Below are 24,924 nucleotides of genomic sequence, written 5' to 3' on the forward strand. Positions count from 1 at the left end.
GTCCACGGGCCGCGAAGGTGGTCGGATGAGTGGCGCTGACGCGACCCGCGACGGGGTGTCGCTGACCAACCTCGACCAGCCGCTGTTCGACGGCGCCGACGCGACCAAGCGGGACCTGGTCGACTACCTCGACGCGGTCCACGAGCGGATCCTGCCCCAGTTGCGGGGCCGACCGCTGTCGGTGATCCGGGTCCGGCCGGGGCAGCCGCCGTTCATGCAGAAGAACCTGCCGAAGTACACCCCGGACTGGGTGGCCCGCACGCCGGTCTGGGCCGAGGCGTCGCACCGCGAGATCTCGTACGCGCTCTGCGACGACCGGCGCACCCTGCTCTGGTTCGGCAACCAGCGTGCGGTGGAGTACCACCCCACCCTCGCCACGGTCGACGACCTGCACCGCCCCACCCACCTGGTGCTGGACCTCGACCCGCCGGAGGGGGACTCCTTCGCGCTGGCGGTCGCCGCCGCACGGCTGGTCCGGCAGGCGCTCGCCGACGTGGGGCTCGCCGGAGCGGTCAAGACCAGCGGCGCCAAGGGCGTACACGTCTTCGTGCCCGTGGCGCAGGGTGCCACGGTCGAGGACATGGCCGCCGCCACCCGCGCGGTGGCGGCCCGCGCCGAACGGCTGGATCCGGCGCTGGCCACCACCGCCTTCATCCGCGAGGACCGGGGCGGCCGGGTGTTCGTCGACTCGACCCGGGCCGGCGGCGCGACGGTGGTGGCCGCCTACAGTCCCCGGCTGCGGCCGGGCGTGCCGGTCTCCTTCCCCGTCGACTGGGCCGACCTGGGCGACGTGGTCCCGGCGGACTTCACGATCCGTACCGCCCCGGCGCTCGTCGCCGAGCGCGATCCCTGGGCCGAGCGGCTGCCCGCGCCGCAGCTGCTCCCGGCGGACCTGGTCGCGGAAGGGCACACCATCCCGATCGCCCGGGTGCAGGCCATGCACGAGGGCAAGCGCCGGGCCCGCGCCCGTCGCGCCGCCGACTGACGTACGCGCACCGTCCTCCCCGGGGCCGTCGCCCTCCGCCCGCCGCCCGTCCTGCCCGCCTGTCGTTCGCCGCCGACCGCGTCGGTCTGTCCGCCGTGTCGGTGTGTCGGCCCGGCTACGTCGGGAGGCGGTCCCCGGCTGCGTGGACGGGCGACCGGGCCGGGTCCCCGTACGTCCTCAGGCGACCCCGCCCTCGCGCCTGCGGGCGGCAGACGGGCGGCGGCGGCCGACCTAGCGTCGACGACGACCCAGCGGACGGCGTCGGGACCGGCGTCGACGGACCGGCAGGAGGACCCATGACCCGCGACAGGCTGACCTGGGCGGTGCTCGTCGCTCTGGTGTGGACGGCGATGATGTCGTTCGGCGGCGTGGCCGCCGAGACCGTGATGCTCTACCCGAACATCTTCGGCGACCCGCCGGCGTCGCTGGACCGGGCCCGCGAGTTCCTGGTGGCGGGCGGCCCGAGCGACTACTTCCCACCGCTCGGCGCGTCCGTCGTGCTCACCTGCCTCGCGGCGGCGGTGCTCACCTGGCGCGACCGCCGGCTGCGCTGGTGGGTGGCCGGCGCGGCGGTGGTCTTCGTGGCCTGCGAGTTCCTGTTCTCCGTCTTCTTCTTCTGGCCGCGCAACGAGATCATGTTCGTGGACCCGGTCGGCACGCACTCCCCGGAGTACCTGCGTCAGGTCGCGGCCGAGTTCGTCGCCGGGCACCGGGTGCGGCTGGTGGGCGGGGCGGTGACGGCGGCGCTGGCGTTCACCGCGCTGCTGCGCTGGGCGCGCACGACCGCGTCCCGGCCCTGACCGAGATGAACGAAGGGCGGACGCGTCGGCGTCCGCCCTTCGTGTCGTCTTCTCTTGTGCCCCCGGCAGGATTCGAACCTGCGCCCCCGCCTCCGGAGGGCGGTGCTCTATCCCCTGAGCTACGGGGGCTCAGCGACTGGAGAAGACTAGCAAACGCCTCCCCGGAATGCCGAATCGGTATCCGGCGTCCGCCCTCGTGTCGCCCGTGCCCGTGCCCCCTGCGCCGAGCGCCGCCAGACGCGGCTGACGGAAGCCTCCGGGCAGCGCGAGTGGAACCTCATGGTCGGCTCCCGACGCCGGCTGCACCCCTGACGTTCCACCCGCCCATGCCGTCGGCCGGCGTTGGCGGTCAGGCGGCGACGGCGCGGCCGCAGCTCGGCAGCGGGTGCAGCACGATGCGGCGGGGCAGGCGGCGGGGCCACTCGTTGCGGGGCCAGGAGCCGTCGACGATGAGGTGCACCGTCCGCTGCTCCTCGCCGCTGAGCCGCAGCACGAAGTCGCGGGGGAGCGGCGGGTCGACCGACGGCGTGGTGATCATGAAGCGTACGCGGCCCCGGGACGAGACGGCGGAGATGACGTCCGCCGCCGGCATCGTCCCGCGCAGGCGTACGCGGCCGATCCAGTAGACCTCGGCGAGGTGCTCCTGGGCCGCCCGGGTGATGGCCGGGTACTCGCTGCGTACCCAGCGCTCGACGGCGCCGACGCAGAGGCCGCAGGCGCGCTCGCGGGGTTCGCGCGGGCCCAACCCCCAGGCCCGCAGGTACGCCCCGACCGCCCCGGCGTCCATGGGAGCCTCGAACCGGCGCTGGATGAGGGCGTGCAGGCTCTGCCGCGTCCACAGCTCCTCGTCCAGGCCCAGCTCGTCGGGGTAGACGCCCCGCAGGACGTCGATGAGTTCGAGCTCCTGTTCGCGACTGAGCGTTCCCGGCTCGCCCTGCCGCTGTCCGCGACGGACGGCTGCCACCGCCCCGTCACCGCCGATGGTGTGGCGCCGGCACCAGCTGGTGACCGAACGCCGTGCGTCTCTCAGTGCAACCCCCACGTCCTGCGCAACGAGCCCGAATCGCAACTGGTCACGATATGTGTGGAGAAAACTCTCTTAGTGTCGCAATCGGTCGGACCGCTCGTCACGTCACTAAGTCCGTCAAACCGGACATGGGGCGCGCCGAGCCGACCGGTGGCGGGACGGCGAGAGGTCCGTGGCCGCCGGGGTGAACCGGCGGCGCACGGACCTCCTCGTCGAAAGGGCGGTGCGGCGGGGCGGGTCAGCCACCCAGCCGCTGGAGCGCGTTCTGGAGGTTGGTGAGGTCGTTGCGCTGGGTGTTCTTCATGGTCTGCGCCGTCCTGACGACGTCGGGCTCGTCGCTGACCTCGAGGATGCCGTCGATCATGTGGATGCCACCCAGGTGATGCTTGATCATCAGTTGCAGGAAGAGGACGTCCAGCTCCCGGCCCTGCGCCGCGTGCAGCTTCGCCATCTCCTCGGGGGTCGCCATGCCCGGCATCAGGCCGTTCTTGACCAGGCCGGCGCCGTCGGACATCCACGACATCGACGGCTCGCTGCCCGCCGGGTCGAGCCCCCACGAACGCAGCCACGTGTGCATGGTGCCGATCTCGCCCTGCTGGGCGGTGGCGATGTCGCCGCCGATGCTGCGGACCTCCGGGTCGCTGCCCTTGTCGAAGGCGACCAGACCCATCTCCACCGCCTGCGCGTGGTGGGTCATCATGTCCCGCGCGAAGCCCGCCTCCGCCGAGGCGTCGCCCGGCCGGGTCAGCCGGGGCGTCAGCAGGCCGCCGGCGTACCCGAGGAGCAGCCCGACCACGACGGCCAGGGCCAGTGCGGCCGTGCCCCAGCGGGCCGGTCGGCGCCGCTGCTCCGGAGCCGGGCTGGCCGGCTCACTGGTCTCGGTCATGGTCGGGATGCTCATCGCTCTCCTCAGCCCTGCGGCATCTGCTGGGCGTCGTCACGCGGGGTGGTGCCGGTGGCGGTGATGCCCTGGCTGCACAGCGCGGTCGGGCCCTCCACCGAGGCGTTGACCTTCAGCGTCTTGATGAACTCGTCGATCCGGCCGTCGTCGGCGTTGTCGACCTTGAGCTGATAGCCCCACGCCTGGAGCGAGATCGGCTTGTCCAGCCCCTCGAACGGGCTGAGCATCAGCTTCTCCTTGCCCCGCACCTTGTCGGCGAGCTTCGTCACCTGGTCGGCGGGCAGGTCGGGGCGGTAGGTGATCCAGACCGTGCCGTGCTCCAGGCTGTGCACCGCGTGCTCGTTGGCGATCTGGGCGGGGTAGACGTCACCCATGCAGTTCTGCCAGGCCGCGTTGTGCGGGCCGGCCACCGGCGGCAGCACCGTGTAGGTGATGGGGCCCGTCTTGTGGTTGCCGCCCGCCACGAGGTCCTTGTCCTTCTCGCGGTAGTTGACGATGCCGTCGATCGCGTCCGCCCGGTCCTCCCACGGCTTAGCACCCTGGAACGTCGCCCAGGCGCCGTAGCCGATGATCGCCACGGCCAGCACACCCACGGCGACGAAGAGCGCGATCGGGCCCCACGAGCGGCCCTGGCTCACCTTCACCGGGGCGATGGGCTTGCGGCCCTTGCCCCCGGCGCCGGGGCGGGTGCCCACCGGCTTGCCGGACCCGGCCCTGGCACCGGTGGACCCGGTCTTCGCGCCGGTGGAACCGGGCTTGGCGCCGCCGGACCCGGCCTTGGCGCCTGCTGCCGGCCGGCCCGCCGCCGGCTTCTTGCCGGTGCTGACCACGTTCGGGCGCCGCTCGGGGCCGCCACCCGGTGTGCTGATGCTCATCGTGCCTCGTCAGGTCGGTCGGTCAGGGGATCCGGCGGGCCGGTCTCACACACTGGGTCGCCGCCGCGGGTGCCGAGTCTACCCCCGATAACATGGATCGGTGACTCCCGCAGAACTCGCCGAGGTCGTCCTCTCCGCAGCCCACGCCGTCTTCACCGAGCGTGGCCTCGACCGCTCCGCCCTGCCGGAGCGGACGGTGGTCGAGCGACCCCGCAACCCCGAGCACGGCGACTACGCCTCCACGCTGGCCCTCCAGCTCAGCAAGAAGGTGGGCGTCCCGCCGCGCGAGCTGGCGACGGCCCTGGCCGACCAGCTCGGCCGCGCCCCGGGGGTCAAGTCGGTGGAGATCGCCGGCCCGGGCTTCCTCAACATCCGGCTCGACGCGGCCGCCGCCGGCCAGCTGGCCCGCGCGATCGTCGAGGCGGGCGAGGCGTACGGCCGCAGCGACCGGCTCGCCGGCCAGCGGATGAACCTGGAGTTCGTCTCGGCGAACCCGACCGGCCCGGTGCACATCGGCGGCGTCCGCTGGGCGGCGGTCGGCGACGCGCTGAGCCGGCTCCTGCGTGCCACCGGCGCCGAGGTGGGCACGGAATACTACTTCAACGACGCGGGCTCCCAGATCGACCGGTTCGCCCGTTCCCTGCTCGCCGCCGCCAAGGGCGAGCCGGCCCCGGAGGACGGCTACGCGGGGGCGTACATCAACGAGATCGCCGACGCCGTGCGCGGCATCCGGCCCGACGTGCTGGAGCTGGACGACGACGCCGCCCAGGAGGTCTTCCGGGTCGAGGGGGTGCAGCTCATGTTCGCCGAGATCAAGTCCTCGCTGCGCGGCTTCGGCGTCGAGTTCGACACCTACTTCAACGAGAAGGACCTGCACGACCGGGGCGAGCTGGACCTGGCCCTCCAGCGACTGCGCGAGCAGGGCCGGGTGTTCGAGTCCGACGGCGCGACCTGGCTGCGCACCACCGACTTCGGCGACGACAAGGACCGGGTGCTGCGCAAGTCCAACGGCGAGTGGACCTACTTCGCCGCCGACTGCGCCTACTACCTCGACAAGCGGGAGCGCGGCTTCGAGCGGGTCGTGATCATGCTGGGCGCCGACCACCACGGCTACATCGGCCGGATGAAGGCGATGTCGGCGTGCTTCGGCGACGACCCGGAGCGCAACCTGGAGATCCTGATCGGCCAGATGGTCAACCTCGTCCGCGACGGCGCGCCGGTCCGGATGAGCAAGCGGGCCGGCACGGTCGTGACCCTGGAGGACCTGGTCGACGCCATCGGCGTGGACGCCGCCCGCTACGCGCTGGCCCGCTACTCCAGCGACTCCCCGATCGACATCGACGTGGAGCTGTGGACCCGGGCCACCCGCGACAACCCGGTCTACTACGTGCAGTACGTGGCCGCCCGGACGGCCAGCGTGGGCCGCAACGCCGCCGAGGTGGGGCTGACCCGGGGCGACGCCGAGGCGTTCCGGCCGGAGCTGCTCGGTCACGAGAAGGAGAACGAGCTGCTCAAGGCGCTCGCCGAGTTCCCCGCCGTGGTGGCAGCGGCGGCCGAGCTGCGGGGCCCGCACCGGGTCGCCCGCTACCTGGAGGAGCTGGCCGGGGCCTACCACCGGTTCTACGACGACTGCCGGATCCTGCCGCGCGGCGACGAGGAGACCACCGACCTGCACCGGGCCCGGCTCTGGCTGAACGACGCCACCCGCACCGTCATCGCCAACGGCCTGCGCCTGCTGGGCGTCTCGGCGCCGGAGAGGATGTGAGCGCCGTGCGAGCGCGACGAGTGAGCTTGCGAGCCCCGCAGTCGCGAAGCGGAGACAGCTGAGATGCGTGCTCACGAGGCCGGTGCGCTGCACGGTGACATCGGCAGCCGGGGGCCGGCGTGGCTGCGTGCCCCGGCCGACGTCAACGCCCTCGTGCCGCAGCTGTGGCCGCGCAACGTCGCGCGCGGCGGCGACGGCGTGCTCGCGGTGGCCGGGCTCGGCGTGCGCGACATCGCGGCCGAGTTCGGCACCCCGGTGTACGTCCTCGACGAGGACGACCTGCGCTCGCGCGCCCGGGACTTCCGCACCGCCTTCGACGGCCTCGACGTCTACTACGCCGGCAAGGCGTTCCTCTGCCGCGCGGTGGTCCGGATGATCGCCGAGGAGGGCCTGCACCTCGACGTCTGTACGGGGGGCGAGCTGGCCACCGCGCTGTCGGCCGGGATGCCGCCCGAGCGGATCGGCTTCCACGGCAACAACAAGTCGGTACGCGAACTGACCCGCGCGCTCGACGCCGGGGTCGGCCGCATCATCCTCGACTCGTTCGACGAGATCGACCGGCTCACCGCGCTGGCCCGCGAGCGGGGCGTCCGCCCCCGGGTGATGATCCGGGTCACGGTCGGTGTCGAGGCGCACACCCACGAGTTCATCGCCACCGCCCACGAGGACCAGAAGTTCGGCTTCTCCCTCGCGGGCGGGGCGGCGGCCGAGGCGGCCTTCCGGGTGCTCGACGACGGCGTGCTGGAGCTGCGCGGCCTGCACTCGCACATCGGCTCGCAGATCTTCGACGCCAGCGGCTTCGAGGTCTCCGCCCGCCGGGTGCTCGGCCTCCAGGCGCAGATCCGCGACGCGCGTGGGGTGGAGCTGCCCGAGCTGGACCTCGGCGGCGGCTTCGGCATCGCGTACACGACCCAGGACGACCCGGCCGCACCGCAGGACCTGGCGAAGCGGCTGCGTCGCATCGTCGAGTCGGAGTGCGCCGCGGAGCGGCTGGCGGTGCCGCACCTGTCGGTCGAGCCGGGCCGGGCGATCGTGGGACCCGCCGTGTTCACCCTCTACGAGGTCGGCACGGTCAAGTCCGTGCCGGTAGGCACTGGTGGTGACGGAGCGGACGGGCGTCGTGCCTATGTGAGCGTCGACGGCGGGATGAGCGACAACATCCGGACGGCCCTCTACGACGCGTCCTACTCGGCGACGCTGGCGTCCCGGGCGTCGGCCGCCGAGCCGATGCTCGCCCGCGTGGTGGGAAAGCATTGTGAGTCCGGGGACATCGTGGTGAAGGATGAATTCCTGCCCGCCGACGTGCAGCCCGGAGATCTTGTCGCGGTGCCCGGCACCGGTGCCTACTGCCGGAGCATGGCCAGCAACTACAACCACGTGCCCCGCCCCCCGGTCGTCGCCGTGCGCGACGGCCAGGCGCGCCTGATCGTCCGGCGGGAGACCGAAGAGGACCTGCTCGCCTTGGATGTGGGTTGACATCGTCCGCCGCCCTGATGGGCGGGGACTCCTTCGGTCACCCGAAGGTGTTCCTGCTTCGTCGCCGACTGCCCGTAGGGAGAATCCCGTGAGGTGTTACGTCAGCTCGACAGGCGTTTTACCTCTCCGCAAGCCCTGCGGCGAGAATGTTGTTGGCGGCGTTGACGTCCCGGTCGTACGTGGTGCCGCAGCTGGGGCACGTCCAGACGCGGACGCCGAGGGTGAGTTTGGTGTTGATGCGTCCGCACGCCGAGCAGGTCTTCGACGACGGGTAGAACCGGTCGACGGCGATCACGGTGCGGCCGTACCAGGCTGCCTTGTACTCCAGCATGTTGCGCAGTTCCGACCAGGCCGCATCGGAGATGGCCCGGGCCAGCCGATGGTTGCGAAGAATGTTGCGTACGCTGAGATCCTCGATCATGACCGTTTGGTTCTCGCGGATGAGTCGAGTGCTCAGCTTGTGCAGATGATCGCGTCGCCGGTCGGCGATGCGGGCATGGATACGGGCCACCTTGACGCGGGCCTTGGCCCGGTTCGCGGACCCCTTCTCCTTACGGGACAGGTCCCGCTGTGCTATGGCCAGCTTCCGCCGCTCGACGCGCTCGTGACGCGGGTTGGTGACCTTATCTCCGGTGGAAAGGGTCACCAGGCTGGTGAGGCCGGCGTCCACACCAACCACGCTGGACGAGGGCGGCAGCGGGACGACGGTCGGGTCTTCCACCAGCAGGGACACGAACCAGCGACCGGCCGTGTCTCGGGACACCGTCACCGTGGACGGATTCGCGCCTTCGGGCAGGGGCCGGGACCACACGACAGCCAGCGGCGCGTGCATTTTCGCCAAGGTGAGCTGACCGTCGCGCCAGCGAAACGCCGACCGGGTGTACTCCGCCGACGCGCGCGATTTGCGCTTGGACTTGAATCGGGGGTATCGGGCGCGCTTGTCCCAGAAGGCGGCGAAAGCACTTTGCAGATGTCGCAGCGTCTGCTGCAACGGCACCGACGACACCTCGTTGAGGAACGCCAGGTCGTCGGTGCGTTTCCATTCCGTCAACCACGCCGAGGACTGCACGTAGCTGGTGCGCTGCCGGTCGTTGGCCCATGCCCGAGTGCGCGCTGCCAACGCCCGGTTGTAGACCAGACGCACGCATCCGAACGTCCGGTTCAACTGTTCGGTCTGCTCAGGGGATGGATAAAAGCGGTACTTGTACGCCCGCTTCACTACCTCACCCACGCCTCATATCTTACCGGTTTGAGAACACTCACCGAGGGGAGGGAGCGGCGTTACCTCCCCTGCCTGGAGGCCGGGGTATCCACGCCGCGACACCGATGACGTCACCTGTGCGCCTGGCACTGCTCGGCTGCGGCACGGTCGGTAGCGAGGTGGTCCGGCTGCTGCACGGGCAGGCCGCCGACCTCGCCGCCCGGATCGGCGCCCCGCTGGAGATCGCCGGCATCGCCGTACGCCGTCTCGGCCGCGACCGGGGTGACCTGCCGGTCGACCCGACCCTGTTCACCACCGACGCGCTCGGCCTGATCAAGCGCGACGACGTGGACGTGGTCGTCGAGGTCGTCGGCGGCATCGAGCCGGCGCGGGGCTGGCTGGTCGAGGCGCTGCGGGCCGGCAAGAGCGTGGTCACGGCCAACAAGGCGCTGCTCGCCGAGGACGGCGCCGCCCTGCACGACGCGGCGGCCGAGGGCGGCGGCGACCTCTACTACGAGGCGTCCGTGGCGGGCGCGATCCCGCTGCTGCGCCCGCTGCGCGAGTCGCTGCACGGCGACCGGATCAACCGGGTCACCGGCATCGTCAACGGCACCACCAACTTCATCCTCTCCGCCATGGACGCCACCGGCGCCGGCTTCGCGGAGGCGCTGGAGGAGGCCACCGAGCTGGGCTACGCCGAGGCCGACCCGACCGCCGACGTGGAGGGCTTCGACGCGGCGGCGAAGGCGGCCATCCTCGCCTCGCTGGCGTTCCACACCCGGGTCGGCGCGGCCGACGTGCACCGGGAGGGCATCACCGAGGTCACGGCGGCCGACGTGGCCAGCGCCAAGGCGATGGGGTGCACGATCAAGCTGCTCTGCATCGCCGCCCGGGGCGCCGACGCCGCCGGCCGGGAGGCGGTCAGCGTGCGGGTGCACCCGGCGATGATCCCGCTGGGCCACCCGCTGGCCAGCGTCGGCGACGCGTTCAACGCCGTCTTCGTGGAGGCCGAGGCGGCCGGGCCGCTGATGTTCTACGGCCGGGGCGCGGGCGGCGCGCCGACGGCCAGCGCGGTGCTGGGCGACGTGGTGGCGGTCTCCCGCAACCGGCTCGCCGGGGTGCGCTCGCCCAGCGAGAGCGCGTACGCCGACCTGCCCGTACGGCCGATGGGGGAGGCGCTGACCCGCTACCACATCAGCCTCGACGTGGCCGACCGGCCGGGTGTGCTGGAGGCGGTGGCCGGGGTGTTCGCCCGGCACGACGTGTCGATCGCCACCGTGCGGCAGGGCCCGGCGGGCGGCGGCGCGGCCGGCCGGGGCGAGGACGCCGACCTGGTCATCGTCACCCACGTGGCCCCGGACGCGGCGCTCGCCGCCACCGTGGGGGAGCTGCGCGGGCTGGACATCGTCCGGTCGGTGGCGAGCGTGCTGCGGGTCGAGGGCGGGCTCTGACCGACCGGCCGGTGGGTGGGCTCGCGGGCTGACCGGCCGGTGCCTCCGGCTCCCGGGCTGACCCGTCCGGTGGCTCCGGGTCGCGGCCCGGGCGGCCGGTGACGGTGCCGCCCGACGCCCCGGCGGGGCGGGCGCCCACGCGTCTCGCCTGGTGGTTAACTGCGGGTGCGGCGGCGGCGACCGGGCGATGCTGGTCCAGGCTCAAGGGGCACCCCGCGCGGCGGGGCGGTACGAGGCGAGGGAGAACGACATGTGGCGGGGTCTGATCGACGCGTACCGGGACCGGCTGCCGGTCACCGACGCCACCCCGGTCGTGACCCTGCACGAGGGGAACACCCCGCTGCTGCCCGCTCCGGTGCTCTCCGCCCGGCTCGGTTGCGACGTGCACCTGAAGGTGGAGGGGGCCAACCCGACCGGCTCGTTCAAGGACCGGGGCATGACGCTCGCGGTCTCGAAGGCCGTGGAAGCGGGCAACAAGGCGATCATCTGCGCCTCCACCGGCAACACCAGCGCCTCCGCCGCGGCGTACGCGGCCCGCGCCGGCCTGACCTGCGCGGTGCTCGTGCCGCAGGGCAAGATCGCGCTAGGCAAGCTGGCCCAGGCGCTCGTGCACGGGGCGAAGCTGCTCCAGGTCACCGGCAACTTCGACGACTGCCTTTCGCTGGCCGCCAAGCTCGCCCAGGACTACCCGGTGGCCCTGGTCAACTCGGTCAACATCGACCGGCTGCACGGCCAGAAGACGGCCGCGTTCGAGATCGTCGACGCGCTGGGCGAGGCGCCCGACATCCACTGCCTGCCGGTCGGCAACGCGGGCAACGTCTCCGCCTACTGGATGGGCTACTGCGAGGAGCTGCGGGACGGCAACGCCACCCGCACCCCGAAGATGTACGGCTTCCAGGCGGCCGGCGCCGCCCCGATCGTCAGCGGGCAGGTGGTCCGCGAGCCGTCCACGATCGCCACCGCTATCCGGATCGGCAACCCGGCGAGCTGGACCAGGGCGGTCGACGCCCGCGACGCCTCGGGGGGCGTGATCGCCGCCGTCACCGACCGGGAGATCCTGGCCGCGTACCGGCTGCTGGCCCGCGAGGTCGGGGTCTTCGTCGAGCTGGGCAGCGCGGCCAGCGTGGCCGGCCTGCTCCAGCAGGCCGCCGCCGGTCGGGTCCCGGCCGGCTCGACGGTGGTCTGCACGGTCACCGGCCACGGCCTGAAGGACCCGGAGTGGGCCATCTCCACCGCTCCCGTGCCGACCACCATCGCAAACGACCCCCTGGCCGCCGCCCGTTGTCTCGACCTGGCCTGAGCCCCGGGGGCCGCGCCGAGGTCGGCCGGGCCGACGGTGGCGGGGAGGGACGCCGCGCGGCGGAAGCGAGTCCTGTGCATCGGACGGGGGCAGGGGCGAGCGGGGCCGCCCGCGCGGGGTGGGGGAGAATCCGTACCCCGCCAATCGCCTTTTCCAGGAGTGAGTCACGCCGATGTCGCTGCTCGCCAGATTCAGCCTCGCCAACCGGGGGCTGATCGCCCTCATCGCGGTGGTGACCACGCTGTTCGGGGCGTTCGCCGTACCGTCACTGAAGCAGCAGCTCCTGCCGTCGTTGGAGTTCCCGGCCGCGTTCATCGTGGCGGTCTATCCCGGCGCCGGGCCCGAGGTGGTCGAGTCGCAGGTCACCGAGCCGATCGAGAACAGCCTCCAGGGCATCCCCGGGCTGGACCAGGTCACCTCGACCTCCCGCGAGGGATCGGCGACCGTCCAGGTCCAGTACGAGTTCGGCACCGACCTGGACGACGTCGTCAACAAGATGCAGACCGCGCTCAACCGGATCGACGCGCAGTTGCCGGAGGGGGTCGACCCGCAGGTCATCGCCGGCAGCACCGACGACCTGCCCGCGGTGGTGCTCGCCGCCTCCGGCGGTGACGACCAGCGCGTCCTCGCGGAGAAGCTGCGGGGCACGGTCGTGCCGGAGCTGGAGGCGATCGAGGGGGTACGGACGGTCGAGCTGACCGGTGCCCGCGACGACGTCGTGGTGGTCACCCCGGACCCGGCCAAGATGGCGGCCGCGAAGCTCCAGCCCACCGCCCTCGGCGCGGCGCTGAAGACCAACGGCGTGACGGTGCCGGCCGGCGCGGTGACCGACGGCACCCGTGCCCTCCCCGTGCAGGTCGGCACCCGGCTGGCGACGCTGGACGACCTGCGGGGCGTCGTCGTCGCGCCGGCGGCGGGCCGGGCGGCCCCGGTCCGCCTCGGCGACGTGGCCACCGTCGAGCAGCAGCTCGCCCCGGCCACCGCGATCACCCGCACGAACGGCAAGGACAGCCTGGGCATCGCGATCACCGCGGCCCCGGACGGCAACGCGGTGGAGATCTCCCACGAGATCCGTGACCGCCTCGCCGACCTGCGGGGGGCCTCCGGCGCCGAGCTGACCGTCGTCTTCGACCAGGCGCCGTTCGTCGAGAAGTCGATCGAGACCCTGACCACCGAGGGCCTGCTGGGCCTGGTCATGGCCGTCGTGGTCATCCTGGTCTTCCTGCTGTCGGTCCGCTCCACGATGGTCACCGCGGTCTCCATCCCGCTCTCGGTGGTGGTCGCGCTGCTCGCCCTCTGGATCGGCGACTACTCGCTCAACCTGCTCACCCTCGGCGCGCTCACCATCGCGGTCGGCCGGGTGGTCGACGACTCGATCGTCGTGCTCGAGAACATCAAGAGACACCTGGAGTACGGCGAGCCGAAGCGGGAGGCGATCCTCGCCGCCGTCCGCGAGGTGGCCGGGGCGGTGACCGCGTCCACCCTCACCACGGTGGCCGTCTTCGCGCCGATCGCGCTGGTGGGTGGCTTCGTCGGGCAGCTCTTCGCGCCGTTCGCGATCACCGTCACGGTGGCCCTGCTCGCCTCGCTGCTGGTCTCGCTGACCGTCATCCCGGTGCTCGCGTACTGGTTCCTGAAGCCGCCGACCGGCACGGCGGACGACGCCGCGCTGCGCCGGGCGGCGGAGGAGAAGGAGCTGCGCAGCCCGTTGCAGCGGGCGTACCTGCCGGTGATCGGGTTCGCGACCCGTAAGCGGGCCACCCGGTGGATCACGCTCGGGCTCGGCATGCTCGTGCTCTTCGGCACCTTCGGCCTGTCCCGGCAGCTGGAAACCAACTTCATCGACGACTCCGGCCAGGACACCCTGAGCATCACCCAGGAACTGCCGGCGGGCACCGGCCTGGTCGGCACCGACGCGGCGGCCAAGCAGATCGAGGCGGTGCTGGAGCGCACCGAGGACGTCCAGACGTACCAGGTCACGGCGGGCGGCGGGGACAACCCGTTCGGCGGCGGCGGCAACAACGTCGCCAACTGGTCGCTGGCGCTCGGCGACGGCACCGACGCCCAGCAGATGCGGGAGAAGCTGCGCCGGGAGTTCGACGCGCTGGGCCCGGGCATCGGTGAGGTCAGCTTCGGCGCCGGTCAGGGCGGGGCGGCGGCCAACCAGATCGAGGTGGTCGTCCAGGGCGCCGACCCGGAGGCGCTGACCCGGGCCGCCGAGGAGGTCCGGTCGGCGATGGCCGGGCTGGCGGGCGTCGAGGACGTCTCCACCAGCCTCGCCACGCGGGTGCCGCGCGTCGACGTCACCGTCGACCGGGTCGCCGCCGGTCGGGTCGGGCTCACCGAGGCCGCCGTCGGCCAGGTGGTGGCCCAGGCGTTCCGGGGCTCGCCCCTGGGGCAGGTCACGCTCGACGACGGGCAGCGCGACGTGGTGCTGCGGTTCGCGGGCAAGCCGCCGACCACGGTGGAGGAGCTGCGCGCGATGCCGGTCGGGCCGGTGAAGCTCGACGACATCGCCGACGTCACCCAGACCGAGGGCCCGCAGCAGGTGAGCCGGATCGACGGCGAGCGCAGCGTCTCCGTCACCGGTACGGCCACCGGCTCGAACCTCGGGGCCATCACGCAGGAGTTGCAGAAGAAGCTGGACGGCATCAAGGTGCCGGGGGCGAGCTTCGAGATCGGCGGAGTCAGCGCCGACCAGGAGGAAGCTTTCGCGGACCTGGGCCTGGCGGTGCTCGCGGCCATCGCGATCGTCTTCCTGATCATGGTGGCGACGTTCCGCAGCCTGGTCCAGGCGCTGATCCTGTTGATCTCCATCCCGTTCGCGGCGACCGGCGCGATCGGCCTGCTGCTCGCCACCGGCACCCCGCTGGGCGTGCCGGCGCTGATCGGCGTGCTCATGCTGGTCGGCATCGTGGTGACGAACGCGATCGTGTTGCTGGACCTGGTCAACCAGTACCGGGCCCAGGGCATGGGCGTCCAGGAGGCGGTGGTCGAGGGCGGCCGGCGCCGGCTGCGGCCGATCCTGATGACCGCGGTCGCCACCATCTTCGCGCTGCTGCCGATGGCGTTCGGCCTCACCGGGGAGGGCGGCTTCATCTCCAAGCCGCTGGCCATCGTGGTGATCGGTGGTCTGCTCAGCTCGACGCTGCTCACCCTGATCCTGGTGCCGACGCTCTACGCGATGGCGGAGAACACCAAGGAGTCGTTCCGGGCCCGGCGGGCCCGCCGCTCCGGTGGTGCGGTGCCGGCCACCCCGGCGGGTGCGGACCCGGCTGGCGACGACGGCGGGACGCCCGCCGCCGAGCCGGTCCCGGTGCCCGCCGCGGGCCCGGCGTCCAGCGCCGACGCCGAGGCCGCCGACGCCCCGGCGTCCCGGCCGGCGCCGTCGGGCGCGCTGGTGGACGGCACCGACCAGTTCGAGGTGCTGCGGCTGCCGAAGAGCCGCACGTCCCCGCTGCCGCCGGCCGAGTAACGGCGGTCCGCGAACGCCCCCGACGGGTCCCACCCGCCGGGGGTGTTCGCGTTCGGTCAGGTACCCGCCGTACGCCCGGCCCGCCGGTCGCCGCCCGGTAGGGTCCCGGACGTGCCGTCCACCGTCTCGGTCCTCACCCACAACCGCAACTTCCGCAATCTGTTCCTCGCCGAGCTGGTGGTCTTCGGCGCCGACTGGTTCGTCATGGTGCCGCTGCTGGTGATGCTGCCGGACCTGACGGGCAGCGGCGTGTGGGGCGCGCTGGTGCTCGCCGTCGACACCGGGATCGTGGCGCTGCTGCTGCCGTACACGGGCACGATCGCGGACCGCTTCGACCGACGCAAGATCATGATCATTTCGAACGTCGCGGCACTGCTCGGCGTGCTGCTGCTGCTCGGGGTACGCAGCGCCGGAACGGCCTGGCTGGCGATGGCCGGGATCGGGGTGGTGGCGGTCGCCAAGGCCTTCTACTCGCCGGCGGCCCAGGCGGCCCTGCCCAACGTGCTCGACCCCGACGAGCTGGCCGCCGGCAACGCCGTCGCGGGGTCGGCCTGGGGCACGATGACCGTCGTCGGCGCGTCCCTCGGTGGCGTGCTCAGCGCCGCCGTCGGCCCGTACGCCTGCTTCTGGGTGGCGGCCGTGGGCCTGGTGGTCGCCGCGGGCCTGGCCACGCTGATCCGCCGGCCGTTGCAGGCGCCCCGCGACGCGGCGCTGCCGGTGCAGCGGACCTGGCCCGCGATCCGGGAGGCGCTGGGCTACATCGGGCACCGGCCGAGGGTCCTGGCGCTGGTCACCGTGAAGTCGGCGGTCGGCCTCGGCAACGGCGTGCTGACGGTGTTTCCGCTGCTCGCGGCGGTGTACGGCGTAGGCCCTGTCGGCACCGGGCTGCTCTTCGCGGTCCGCGGGGCGGGCGCGCTCGTCGGGCCGATCCTGATGCGCCGGGTGCTGACCAACCGGGCCTGGCTGCTGCCCGGGCTCGCGCTGTCCATGTCCCTCTACGGCCTGGCCTACCTCGGCACCTCGGTCGCCCGCTGGTTCCCGCTGGTGCTGGCCCTGGTCTTCGTCGCCCACTTCGCGGGCGGCAGCAACTGGGTGATGTCGAACTTCGCCCTCCAGGGCGAGGTGCCGGACCGGCTGCGGGGCCGCGTCTTCGCCACCGACATGATGCTCGCGACCCTCGCCGTCTCGGTGAGCCAGCTCGCGGTCGCCGCCGTGGTGGACACCGTGGACGAGCGGGTGGTGCTGGCCACCTGCGGCCTGGTCACGGTGGTCTACGCGATCGGCTGGCGGATCGCCACCCGCCGGCTCTCGCTCACGGACCCGGCCGGGCAGCCGGCCCCGACCCCCGCCCGCTGACCCGCCCGGCGGTCAGGGTCGGTCCGGCGCGGTGCCTGTCGGCGCGTCGGGCCGGGACCGCCCGTCCCACTGCGCCGGCACGTCGGCGCCGCCCGCCGCGTCCCACCCCGCGCCCGCCGGCGGCACTGGCTGAGCGCCCGGCACCGGCTGGCCGGCCGGCGGCACCGGCTGAGCGCCCGCCGGCGGCACCGGCTGAGCGCCCGGCACCGGCTGGCCGGCCGGCATCCGCCCGCCGTCGCCGAACGGGCCGGCCTCCGCGCCGCGCGCCCGCCGCCCGGCCAGCACCGCCGCGATCAGCAGACCCGTCCCGATCGGGTACGTCAGGGACTGCAGCCCGCCGTAGGCCATGTTCATCAGCTGGAAGTTCGAGCGCCCCCAGTCGAAGTCGAACGCGCGGGGCAGCAGCAGGGTCCAGGCCACGCTGAGCACCGCGTTGACCAGCAGCACGGTGAGCCCGGACATCGCCAGCAGCCGGGGCTTTCGGGGCAGCCGCCGCCCGGCCGTCGCAGCCAGTACGAGGCCGACCAGCAGTACCAGCGCCGTGGGCGTCTGGAAGGCGGCCACCGTCGCCACGTACCCGAGTTCGCGCATCCCTGCCTCCATCCGCCGTCGGTCGGGCCAGGCTAACGGAAGCACAGTGCCGCCACCGGCCGCCGGAGCAGCCAGCCGTCCGGCCCGTCCCAGCCGGCGGGCGGAGATTCGCGTCGTCGGTGTGCAGCCCTACCATGAGCCCGTGCCGACGAACTTCACCTCCGGCCCGGTCCGGGTCCGGGTCCCCGCCACCAGCGCCAACCTGGGGCCGGGGTTCGACGCCCTGGGGCTCGCCCTGGCGCTGCACGACGACGTGGCCGCCGAGGTGACGGCGCAGGGCGTCACGGTGGCCGTGGCCGGGCAGGGCACCGGGGAGCTGCCGACCGACGACCGGCACCTGGTCGTCCGCGCCATGCGTGCGGCCTTCGACGTGCTCGGCGGGCAGCCGCCCGGGCTGTCGGTGGAGTGCGTCAACCGCATCCCGCAGGCCCGTGGGCTGGGCTCCTCGTCCGCGGCGATCGTCGCCGGCGTACTGCTGGCCCGTGCGCTGGTCACCGACGGGGAGGCGCGCCTCGACGACAGCGCCGCACTGCGCCTCGCCGCGCAGATCGAGGGCCATCCGGACAACGTGGCGCCGTGCCTGCTCGGCGGCTTCACCCTGGCCTGGACGGAGCCGTCCGGCGCCCGCGCGGTGTCGCTGCCGGTCGCCGACGGCGTACGACCGATGGTCTTCGTGCCGGCGGAGCGCGGCCTGACGGCGGCAGCGCGGGCCGCGCTGCCGGCCACCGTGCCCCACGTCGACGCGGCGCTCAACGCCGGCCGGGCCGCGCTGCTGGTGCACGCGCTGACCGCCGACCCCGCTCTGCTGCTGCCGGCCACGGTCGACCGGCTGCACCAGGACTACCGCGCGCCGGGCATGCCGGGCACCGCCACCCTGGTGAAAGCGCTGCGTGAGGCCGGTGTGGCCGCTGTGGTCAGCGGTGCGGGCCCCACCGTGCTGGCCCTGAGCGACCCGCCCGAGGGCTTCGAGGCGGGAACAGGTTGGCAGGTCTGGCGGTTGGATCCAGACGGGCGCGGAGCACAGGTTGCCCGGGGTAGACTGGGACACGCAGAGCGGGACCCTGTTGCCGCAGGTCGGAAGAGTTGATTACGCTCTAGACTTAGCACAGCCGCGAAGCATGCGATCTCCCTGCGGGTCGGCGCACCCCCGAAGCTTTCGGCGGTCAGCCCGTCACCCCTGCCTAGGCCCACGCCGCACCGCAGTCTTCACAGGTCGCCGCAGACGGCGAGACCTGCTCACCGACGTTTGGTGAGTCGGGAAACCGACCGGCTGCTGTGTTACAGACTCCCGCGACGCGTCCTTGCGAGGCGGGTGCACCGAGGCCGCCCGGCCACCTTGCTTTTCGACCCCGGGCAGTCCCGGCCTATCGAGGGAAGGAATCCATTGAGCGACACCACCGACGTGACGTCGGATGTTTCCAACGTCGCTGGCGATGCCACCACCGCCGCCGCCCCCGCCCGTCGTCGGCGTAGCGGCACCGGCCTGTCGGCGATGCTGCTGCCGGAGCTGCAGAGCCTGGCCGCGTCGCTCGGCATCTCGGGCACGGCCCGCATGCGCAAGGGCGAGCTGATCAGCGCGATCTCCGAGCGGCAGGGCGGCGGCGCCGCCGGGACCCCTCGACCGCGGGCCGAGGCCGCGGCCGCTGCCGCTCCCACCCGGGAAGAGGCCCCCGCCGAGGTCCGCGAGAGCACCGAGCGGCCGGCGGCCGAGCGGCGCGCCGCGGAGCAGGCTCCGGCCGAGCCGGCGGCGGTCGAGGCCGAGCCGCGTGGCCGGACCCGGCGCAGCCGGGCCGCCACCTCCGAGGCGCGGGCCGCGGAGGCCCGCCCGACGGAGACGCGTCCCACGGCGGAGCGGCCCGCGGAGTCCCGTCCGGCCGAGACGCGTACGGACGAGGCCGAGGCCGGCGAGCGTGCCGAGGGCCGTGGCCGTGACCGCGCCGAGCGTGGCGACCGTACCGAGCGGGGCGCTGACCGTGCCGAGCGCGGCGACCGCAGCGAGCGGGGCGCTGACCGTGCCGAGCGCGGCGACCGTGCCGAGCGCGGCGACCGTACCGAGCGGGGCGCTGAGCGTGCCGAGCGTGGCGAGCGTGCCGAGCGGGGCGACCGCAACGACCGTGGCGAGCGTGCCGAGCGGGGCGACCGCAACGACCGTGGCGAGCGTGCCGAGCGGGGCGACCGGGACCGTAACGAGCGCGGCGACCGGGGCCAGCGGGTCGAGCGCGACAGCGACGGCGACGACGACGAGGGCGGCGGCCGGCGTGGCCGGCGCAGCCGGTTCCGGGACCGTCGCCGTGGCCGCGGCGAGCGTGCCGAGGGCGGCGACGGCGGCCGTGACGGCGGGCGTGACGGCGGGCGCGAGCCGCAGGTAGGCGAGGACGACGTGCTCGTCCCGGTGGCCGGCATCATCGACGTGCTCGACAACTACGCCTTCGTGCGGACCACCGGCTACCTGGCGGGCCCGAACGACGTCTACGTCTCCATGTCGCAGATCAAGAAGTACGGCCTGCGGCGCGGTGACGCCATCACCGGTGCGGTGCGCGCCTCGCGCGACGGCGAGCAGCGGCGGGACAAGTACAACCCGCTGGTGCGGCTGGACACCATCAACGGGATGGAGCCCGACGAGGCCAAGCGCCGGCCGGAGTTCTACAAGCTCACCCCGCTCTACCCGCAGGAGCGACTGCGGTTGGAGACCGAGCCGCACATCCTCACCACCCGGGTCATCGACCTGGTCATGCCGCTCGGCAAGGGCCAGCGTGCGCTGATCGTGTCGCCGCCGAAGGCGGGCAAGACGATGGTGCTCCAGGCCATCGCGAACGCGATCACGCACAACAACCCGGAGTGCCACCTGATGGTGGTGCTGGTGGACGAGCGGCCCGAAGAGGTCACCGACATGCAGCGGTCGGTGAAGGGTGAGGTCATCGCGGCGACGTTCGACCGCCCGCCGCAGGACCACACCACCGTGGCCGAGCTGGCGATCGAGCGGGCGAAGCGCCTGGTCGAGCTGGGCCACGACGTGGTCGTGCTGCTCGACTCGGTGACCCGCCTCGGTCGGTCGTACAACCTGGCGGCGCCGGCCAGCGGCCGGATCATGTCGGGTGGTATCGACTCCACGGCGCTCTACCCGCCGAAGCGCTTCCTGGGTGCGGCCCGCAACATCGAGAACGGCGGCTCGCTGACCATCCTCGCCACCGCGCTGGTGGAGACCGGGTCCATGGCGGACACGGTCATCTTCGAGGAGTTCAAGGGCACCGGCAACGCGGAGCTGAAGCTGGACCGGAAGATCGCCGACAAGCGCATCTTCCCGGCCATCGACATCCACCCGTCCGGCACGCGTAAGGAGGAGATCCTGCTCGCGCCGGAGGAGCTGGCCATCATCCACAAGCTCCGGAAGGTCCTGCACTCGCTGGACTCGCAGGCGGCGCTGGACCTGCTGCTCGACAAGCTCAAGCAGACCCGCACCAACATCGAGTTCCTGATGCAGATCGCGAAGTCGACGCCGGGGGAGTGACCCTACCCGGGTGAGACGAGCGAGCAGGGCACGGCCATCCGGCCGTGCCCTGCTCGCGTTCCGGGCCTGGTCTCGTCATCTCTGGCAGCGGAGCCGCCGACGGCGCCCGCCACGGGTCATCGACATCGCCGATCGCCCGAGTTGCTGTCGGTGACCAAGGCCTGCGGCGAATCCAGCATCACTCTGCGTGATTGATTGTGGTCGCGTGGCGAGTCCCAACGATTGGGCTGTCGCTGCTGACGCCCGTTGACCAGGCGATTCGCCGAAAGAGCCGAAGCCGCCCTGCCACTCTCCACGCCCCCTTTGCTCTGCATCCATAGGCGCACCGCTTACCGTGCGTGCCTGGTGCCTATGTGGATGCAGAGCAAAGGGGCGGAGTTGGAGGTGGGAGAGGGGCGGAGATCTTACGCTGCGTGATTCAAGGTGGAGGGGTGGGCGCGGCGGCTGTGCGACACGGTGCAGGCCGCGCGCCCGCTCCTGCGGCCCCCGCGCCGCAGTGCGGTTCCGTGGCACGGCGCCGCCTCCGCCGTGCCGCCGTGTCGCGGTGCGGCCGCGGGCGCGGTGCGGCTCAGGGCGGTGGCAACCCGGCGGGCGGAGTTTTCCTTCGCTTTGGCTGGCAGGTATTGAAACTTCTATTCACCGTCCGGTTGACTGTCGCCCATGCGTACCCGCAGACGATCCGCCCGGCTCGCAGGCGTCCTGCTGCTGACGCCGCTGCTCACCCTGGCCGGCACCGTGCCGGCGAACGCCGGTGCGCCCGCTCCGGCCACCGATCCCTCCGTCACCGCGGCCGAGGACGCACCGCGTGCCTCCTCGTACTCCGCGGACTCCGTGACGCTCGCGGGCGATCCCGCCGCGAGCACGTCGGCCGCCGCCGCACCGACCGGTGTGGAGCCGGCCGGCGGGCTGGAGACAGCGAAGACCACCCGCCCGGTCGCCCCGGGCCTCGCCCTGACCTCCTTCGACCGGTACGACGCCGACGGCTGGCTGCGCGCGGACGCGCTGACGGCCGACCTGACCGGCGGCCTCACCGTGGACTACGTCAACTCCGGCGCGGTCAGCCGGGCCGAGCCGCTGCGGGGCGCCGTCGACGCGGCCCGGGCGGTCGCCGCGGTCAACGGCGACTTCTTCGACATCAACAACTCCGGTGCCGCCCAGGGCGTCGGGATCCGGAACGGGCAGCTGGTCCAGTCGGCGGTCAGCGGGCACCGCAACGCCGTCGCGATCACCACCGAGGGGCTCGGCCGGGTCATCGAGGTGAACTTCGACGGCACCGCGACGCTGCCCACCGGTCCGGTGACGTTGACCCAGTTCAACAACATGATCCAGGCGAACGGCATCGGCGTGTTCACGGCGCTCTGGGGGTCGTACACCCGGGAACGTGCGGTTTCCGGCGCCGCCCGCGTGACGGAGGTCACGGTGGTCGACGGCCGCGTCGTCACCGTCGCCGGTACGGCCGGCAGCGGGGCGATCCCGGCGGGCGCCACCGTGCTGCTCGGCCGCGACGCGGGTGCGGACGCCCTCGCGGGGCTGCGCCCCGGCGACGCGGTGACGGTCGCCTACCGGCCCAAGCCGGCCGACGGCAGCAACCTGCACGCGGCGGTCGGCGGCGGCAGCGTGCTGGTCCGCGACGGGGTGGTGCAGAGCATCGCCGACACGTCGCTGGCCCCGCGTACCTCCGTCGGCTTCTCCGCCGACGGCCGACGCATGATCATGTTGACCGTGGACGGCCGGCAGGTCGACAGCCGCGGCGTCACCCAGACCGAGATGGGCCGCATGATGGCCGAACTCGGCGCGCACCACGCGCTCAACCTCGACGGCGGCGGCTCGTCCACGCTGCTCGCCCGGGAGCCGGGCGCGGCGGCCGTGCAGGTGGAGAACAGCCCGTCCGACGGCAGCGAGCGTGCCGTGCCCAACGGTCTGGCCATCTACGCGCCCAAGGGCAGCGGCCGGCTCACCGGGTACTGGCTGGAGACCGCCAGCGACCCGACGACCGCCCCGGGCGTAGCGCCGGTGCGCGGCGGCCGACCCGACCGCGTCTTCCCCGGCCTGACCCGGCGGCTCACCGCCGCCGGGCACGACGAGACGTACGGCCCGGCGGCCGGCGCGCCGACGTGGCGGGCCAACCCGGCGGTGCACGGCATCGTCGACAGCAAGGGCCGGTTCCGGGCCGGGTTGCCCGGGAAGACCACGGTCACCGCCTCGCGGGGCGCGGCCCGGGGCACCCTCGACCTCACCGTGCTCGGGCCGCTGGCCCGGATCGACTCCACCGTGGAGCGGGTCGGCCTGACCGGTGTCGAGGGCAGCGCGCTGTTCGGCGTCGTCGGCTACGACGCCGAGGGCAACACCGCCCCGATCGAGCCGGCCGACCTGAAGCTCGACTACGACAGGGACCTGCTGAAGATCGCCCCGACCGCCGACGGCAATCTCGCCGTGACCGCCCTGCGGGACACCGGCTCGGCGCTGGTCACCGTCCACGTCGGCCGCAGCAGCACCGTCCTGCCGGTCACCGTCGGGCTCACCGACGTGCCGGTGGCCGGCTTCGACGACGCGGCGGCCTGGAAGTTCAGCCAGGCCCGGGCCAGCGGTGCCGTCGCGCCCGCGCCGGGCCGCACCGGCACGGGCCTGAAGATGACGTACGACTTCAGCCAGTCCACCGGCACCCGGGCCGCGTACGCGGACCCGCCGGCCTGGATCACGGTGCCCGGTCAGCCGCAGGCGTTCGGCATGTGGATCCACGGCAACGGCACGGGGGAGTGGCCCAGCCTGCACCTGCACGACGCGCAGGACACCCAGCACGTGCTGCGCGGCCCACTGATCACCTGGACGGGCTGGAAGTACGTCGAGTTCGCCGTCCCCGCCGGGGTGCAGTACCCGGTGCGGGTCCGCCGGTTCTACGTGGCGGAGACCAACGCCGCCGCGCAGTACCGCAGCGAGGTGGTCATCGACGACCTGGTGGCGAAGGTGCCGCCGACGGTCGACGTGCCGGCCGAGAAGCCGCGTACCGACCGGGTGGTGCTGCGCGACGGCACTGTGGATGGTGCGCCCTGGCGCTTCGCCGTCCTGTCCGACGCGCAGTTCGTCGCGGCGAACCCGGACAGCGACCTGGTCGCCCAGGCCCGCCGTACGCTGCGCGAGGTCAAGGCCGCGAAGCCGGACTTCCTGGTCATCAACGGCGACTTCGTGGACACCGCCTACCCGGCGGACTTCGCGCTGGCCAAGCGGCTGCTGGACGAGGAGCTCGGCGGCGAGGTGCCCTACTACTACGTGCCCGGCAACCACGAGATCATGGGCGCCCCGATCGCCAACTTCCGGGCGGCCTTCGGCGACACCGAGCGCACCTTCGACCACAAGGGCACCCGGTTCGTCACGCTGAACTCGTCGACCGGCTCCCTGCGCGGCGGCGGCTTCGACCAGGTGCGGATGCTGCGCGAGGCGCTCGACTCGGCGGCCGGCGACCCGGCCGTCGGCTCGGTGGTCGTGCTGCACCACCACCCGCCGCGCGACCCGAGCCCGGCCAAGGCCAGCCAGCTCGGCGACCGCAAGGAGGCGGCGCTGCTGGAGCAGTGGCTGGCCGACTTCCAGCACCGCACCGGCAAGGGGGCCGCGTTCGTCGGCGGGCACGTCGGCACCTTCCACGCCGACCGGGTCGACGGGGTGCCGTACCTGATCAACGGCAACGCGGGCAAGAACCCCTCCACCCCGGCCGACCAGGGCGGCTTCACCGGCTGGACCGAGTTCGGGGTGGACCCGGTGAGCCCGGCCGAGGCCGACCGGGCGCGGCGCAACCCGCTCGTCGAGGGCCCGCGCTGGGTCGCCGCCGAGACCCACGCGCACGTGGACGCGCTGGCGCTGACCGCCCCGGCCAGCGTCGCGGTCGGCGCCCCGGCGACGGTCACCGCCGCGGTGACCCAGCCCGGCGGGCGTACGGTGCCGGTGGCGGCGCCGGTGAGCGCGGACTGGTCCGCCTCGCCGAACGTGCACGTCGGCTCGATCCTCGGGCTGAAGCCCTGGCACGTGGCCCGCTTCGATCCGGCCACCGGCAAGCTCACGGCCCTGCGCCCCGGCGCCCAGGTCAAGCTGGCCGTCGCGGTCAACGGCGCGCACGCCGAGGCCACGATCACCCTGACGGCCGCCGCCCAGGCCCCGGCCGCCTGACAGGTGCGGAGGGCCCTTCCGGCGGCAGCCGTCCGGAGGGGCCCTCCGCACTCCC

The 24,924-nt window shown here is 73.2% G+C and carries 16 protein-coding genes and 1 tRNA gene; 11 read left to right on the top strand and 6 right to left on the bottom strand.

From position 1 onward, the window contains the following. Window positions 1-25: 25 nt before the first annotated feature. Together ligD and GA0070610_RS03175 are read left to right on the top strand one after the other, a co-directional pair. Window positions 26-985, top strand: a complete 960-nt coding sequence (ligD, locus tag GA0070610_RS03170) for a non-homologous end-joining DNA ligase (RefSeq protein ID WP_088998635.1) — start codon at window positions 26-28, stop codon at window positions 983-985. 296 nt (window positions 986-1,281) lie between these two features. Next, the gene (locus GA0070610_RS03175) at window positions 1,282-1,785 is read left to right on the top strand and encodes an anthrone oxygenase family protein (protein ID WP_088998636.1); all 504 of its coding nucleotides are present in this window, start codon (window positions 1,282-1,284) and stop codon (window positions 1,783-1,785) included. Between the two features lie 57 nt (window positions 1,786-1,842). Here GA0070610_RS03175 and GA0070610_RS03180 read toward each other — a convergent pair. From GA0070610_RS03180 to GA0070610_RS03195, 4 genes are all read right to left on the bottom strand, one after another. Beyond that, a tRNA-Arg gene (locus GA0070610_RS03180) sits at window positions 1,843-1,914 on the bottom strand. 220 nt (window positions 1,915-2,134) lie between these two features. After that, window positions 2,135-2,827, bottom strand: coding sequence for a winged helix-turn-helix domain-containing protein (locus tag GA0070610_RS03185; protein WP_088998637.1), 693 nt, complete (start codon window positions 2,825-2,827; stop codon window positions 2,135-2,137). Window positions 2,828-3,050: 223 nt separating this feature from the next. Beyond that, window positions 3,051-3,713, bottom strand: coding sequence for a DUF305 domain-containing protein (locus GA0070610_RS03190; protein WP_088998638.1), 663 nt, complete (start codon window positions 3,711-3,713; stop codon window positions 3,051-3,053). Window positions 3,714-3,721: 8 nt separating this feature from the next. After that, window positions 3,722-4,588: a DUF3105 domain-containing protein gene (locus tag GA0070610_RS03195; RefSeq protein ID WP_088998639.1), complete on the bottom strand. Its 867-nt coding sequence runs from the start codon at window positions 4,586-4,588 to the stop codon at window positions 3,722-3,724. Between the two features lie 100 nt (window positions 4,589-4,688). Between GA0070610_RS03195 and argS the strand changes: the two genes are divergently transcribed. Continuing rightward, window positions 4,689-6,353, top strand: a complete 1,665-nt coding sequence (argS, locus tag GA0070610_RS03200) for an arginine--tRNA ligase (protein WP_088998640.1) — start codon at window positions 4,689-4,691, stop codon at window positions 6,351-6,353. 63 nt (window positions 6,354-6,416) lie between these two features. Next, the gene (gene lysA, locus GA0070610_RS03205; RefSeq protein ID WP_088998641.1) at window positions 6,417-7,829 is read left to right on the top strand and encodes a diaminopimelate decarboxylase; all 1,413 of its coding nucleotides are present in this window, start codon (window positions 6,417-6,419) and stop codon (window positions 7,827-7,829) included. Window positions 7,830-7,947: 118 nt separating this feature from the next. Here the strand turns inward: lysA and GA0070610_RS03210 are convergent, their stop codons facing one another. Then, entirely contained in the window at window positions 7,948-9,060 is a 1,113-nt protein-coding gene (locus GA0070610_RS03210) for an RNA-guided endonuclease InsQ/TnpB family protein (protein ID WP_088998642.1), read from the bottom strand. 107 nt (window positions 9,061-9,167) lie between these two features. Here GA0070610_RS03210 and GA0070610_RS03215 point away from each other — a divergent pair, with 107 nt between their 5' ends. From GA0070610_RS03215 to GA0070610_RS03230, 4 genes are all read left to right on the top strand, one after another. Then, on the top strand, window positions 9,168-10,481 hold the full coding sequence (locus GA0070610_RS03215; RefSeq protein ID WP_172896639.1) for a homoserine dehydrogenase: 1,314 nt from the start codon (window positions 9,168-9,170) through the stop codon (window positions 10,479-10,481). A gap of 250 nt (window positions 10,482-10,731) precedes the next feature. Continuing rightward, complete coding sequence (thrC, locus tag GA0070610_RS03220) at window positions 10,732-11,781, top strand: threonine synthase (RefSeq protein ID WP_088998644.1); 1,050 nt, start codon at window positions 10,732-10,734, stop codon at window positions 11,779-11,781. Window positions 11,782-11,953: 172 nt separating this feature from the next. Further along, entirely contained in the window at window positions 11,954-15,256 is a 3,303-nt protein-coding gene (locus tag GA0070610_RS03225) for an efflux RND transporter permease subunit (protein ID WP_088998645.1), read from the top strand. 111 nt (window positions 15,257-15,367) lie between these two features. Next, the gene (locus tag GA0070610_RS03230; RefSeq protein WP_089003233.1) at window positions 15,368-16,612 is read left to right on the top strand and encodes an MFS transporter; all 1,245 of its coding nucleotides are present in this window, start codon (window positions 15,368-15,370) and stop codon (window positions 16,610-16,612) included. Window positions 16,613-16,624: 12 nt separating this feature from the next. Here the strand turns inward: GA0070610_RS03230 and GA0070610_RS03235 are convergent, their stop codons facing one another. After that, the gene (locus GA0070610_RS03235; protein WP_088998646.1) at window positions 16,625-17,203 is read right to left on the bottom strand and encodes a hypothetical protein; all 579 of its coding nucleotides are present in this window, start codon (window positions 17,201-17,203) and stop codon (window positions 16,625-16,627) included. A 142-nt stretch (window positions 17,204-17,345) separates the two neighbouring features. On the opposite strand from GA0070610_RS03235, the gene thrB reads away from it, so the two are divergent. The 3 genes from thrB to GA0070610_RS03250 all read left to right on the top strand — a co-directional run bounded on the left by thrB (window position 17,346) and on the right by GA0070610_RS03250 (window position 24,869). Continuing rightward, complete coding sequence (thrB, locus tag GA0070610_RS03240) at window positions 17,346-18,290, top strand: homoserine kinase (protein WP_088998647.1); 945 nt, start codon at window positions 17,346-17,348, stop codon at window positions 18,288-18,290. A 297-nt stretch (window positions 18,291-18,587) separates the two neighbouring features. Continuing rightward, on the top strand, window positions 18,588-20,711 hold the full coding sequence (gene rho / locus GA0070610_RS03245) for a transcription termination factor Rho (RefSeq protein ID WP_088998648.1): 2,124 nt from the start codon (window positions 18,588-18,590) through the stop codon (window positions 20,709-20,711). 660 nt (window positions 20,712-21,371) lie between these two features. Next, window positions 21,372-24,869 (top strand): phosphodiester glycosidase family protein, encoded by a 3,498-nt coding sequence (locus GA0070610_RS03250; protein WP_088998649.1) that lies wholly within the window; start codon window positions 21,372-21,374, stop codon window positions 24,867-24,869. Window positions 24,870-24,924: the final 55 nt, after the last annotated feature.

The organism is Micromonospora echinofusca, assembly GCF_900091445.1.
GTDB classification, from domain to species: domain Bacteria; phylum Actinomycetota; class Actinomycetes; order Mycobacteriales; family Micromonosporaceae; genus Micromonospora; species Micromonospora echinofusca.

Bases quoted from the DNA above. Each gene is read 5' to 3' on its own strand.
- ligD (WP_088998635.1), top strand. From the start codon at position 26: ATGAGTGGCGCTGACGCGACCCGCGACGGGGTGTCGCTGACCAACCTC.
- GA0070610_RS03175 (WP_088998636.1), top strand. From the start codon at position 1,282: ATGACCCGCGACAGGCTGACCTGGGCGGTGCTCGTCGCTCTGGTGTGG.
- GA0070610_RS03190 (WP_088998638.1), bottom strand. From the start codon at position 3,713: ATGAGCATCCCGACCATGACCGAGACCAGTGAGCCGGCCAGCCCGGCT.
- GA0070610_RS03195 (WP_088998639.1), bottom strand. From the start codon at position 4,588: ATGAGCATCAGCACACCGGGTGGCGGCCCCGAGCGGCGCCCGAACGTG.
- lysA (WP_088998641.1), top strand. From the start codon at position 6,417: ATGCGTGCTCACGAGGCCGGTGCGCTGCACGGTGACATCGGCAGCCGG.
- thrC (WP_088998644.1), top strand. From the start codon at position 10,732: ATGTGGCGGGGTCTGATCGACGCGTACCGGGACCGGCTGCCGGTCACC.
- GA0070610_RS03225 (WP_088998645.1), top strand. From the start codon at position 11,954: ATGTCGCTGCTCGCCAGATTCAGCCTCGCCAACCGGGGGCTGATCGCC.
- GA0070610_RS03235 (WP_088998646.1), bottom strand. From the start codon at position 17,203: ATGCGCGAACTCGGGTACGTGGCGACGGTGGCCGCCTTCCAGACGCCC.
- GA0070610_RS03250 (WP_088998649.1), top strand. From the start codon at position 21,372: ATGCGTACCCGCAGACGATCCGCCCGGCTCGCAGGCGTCCTGCTGCTG.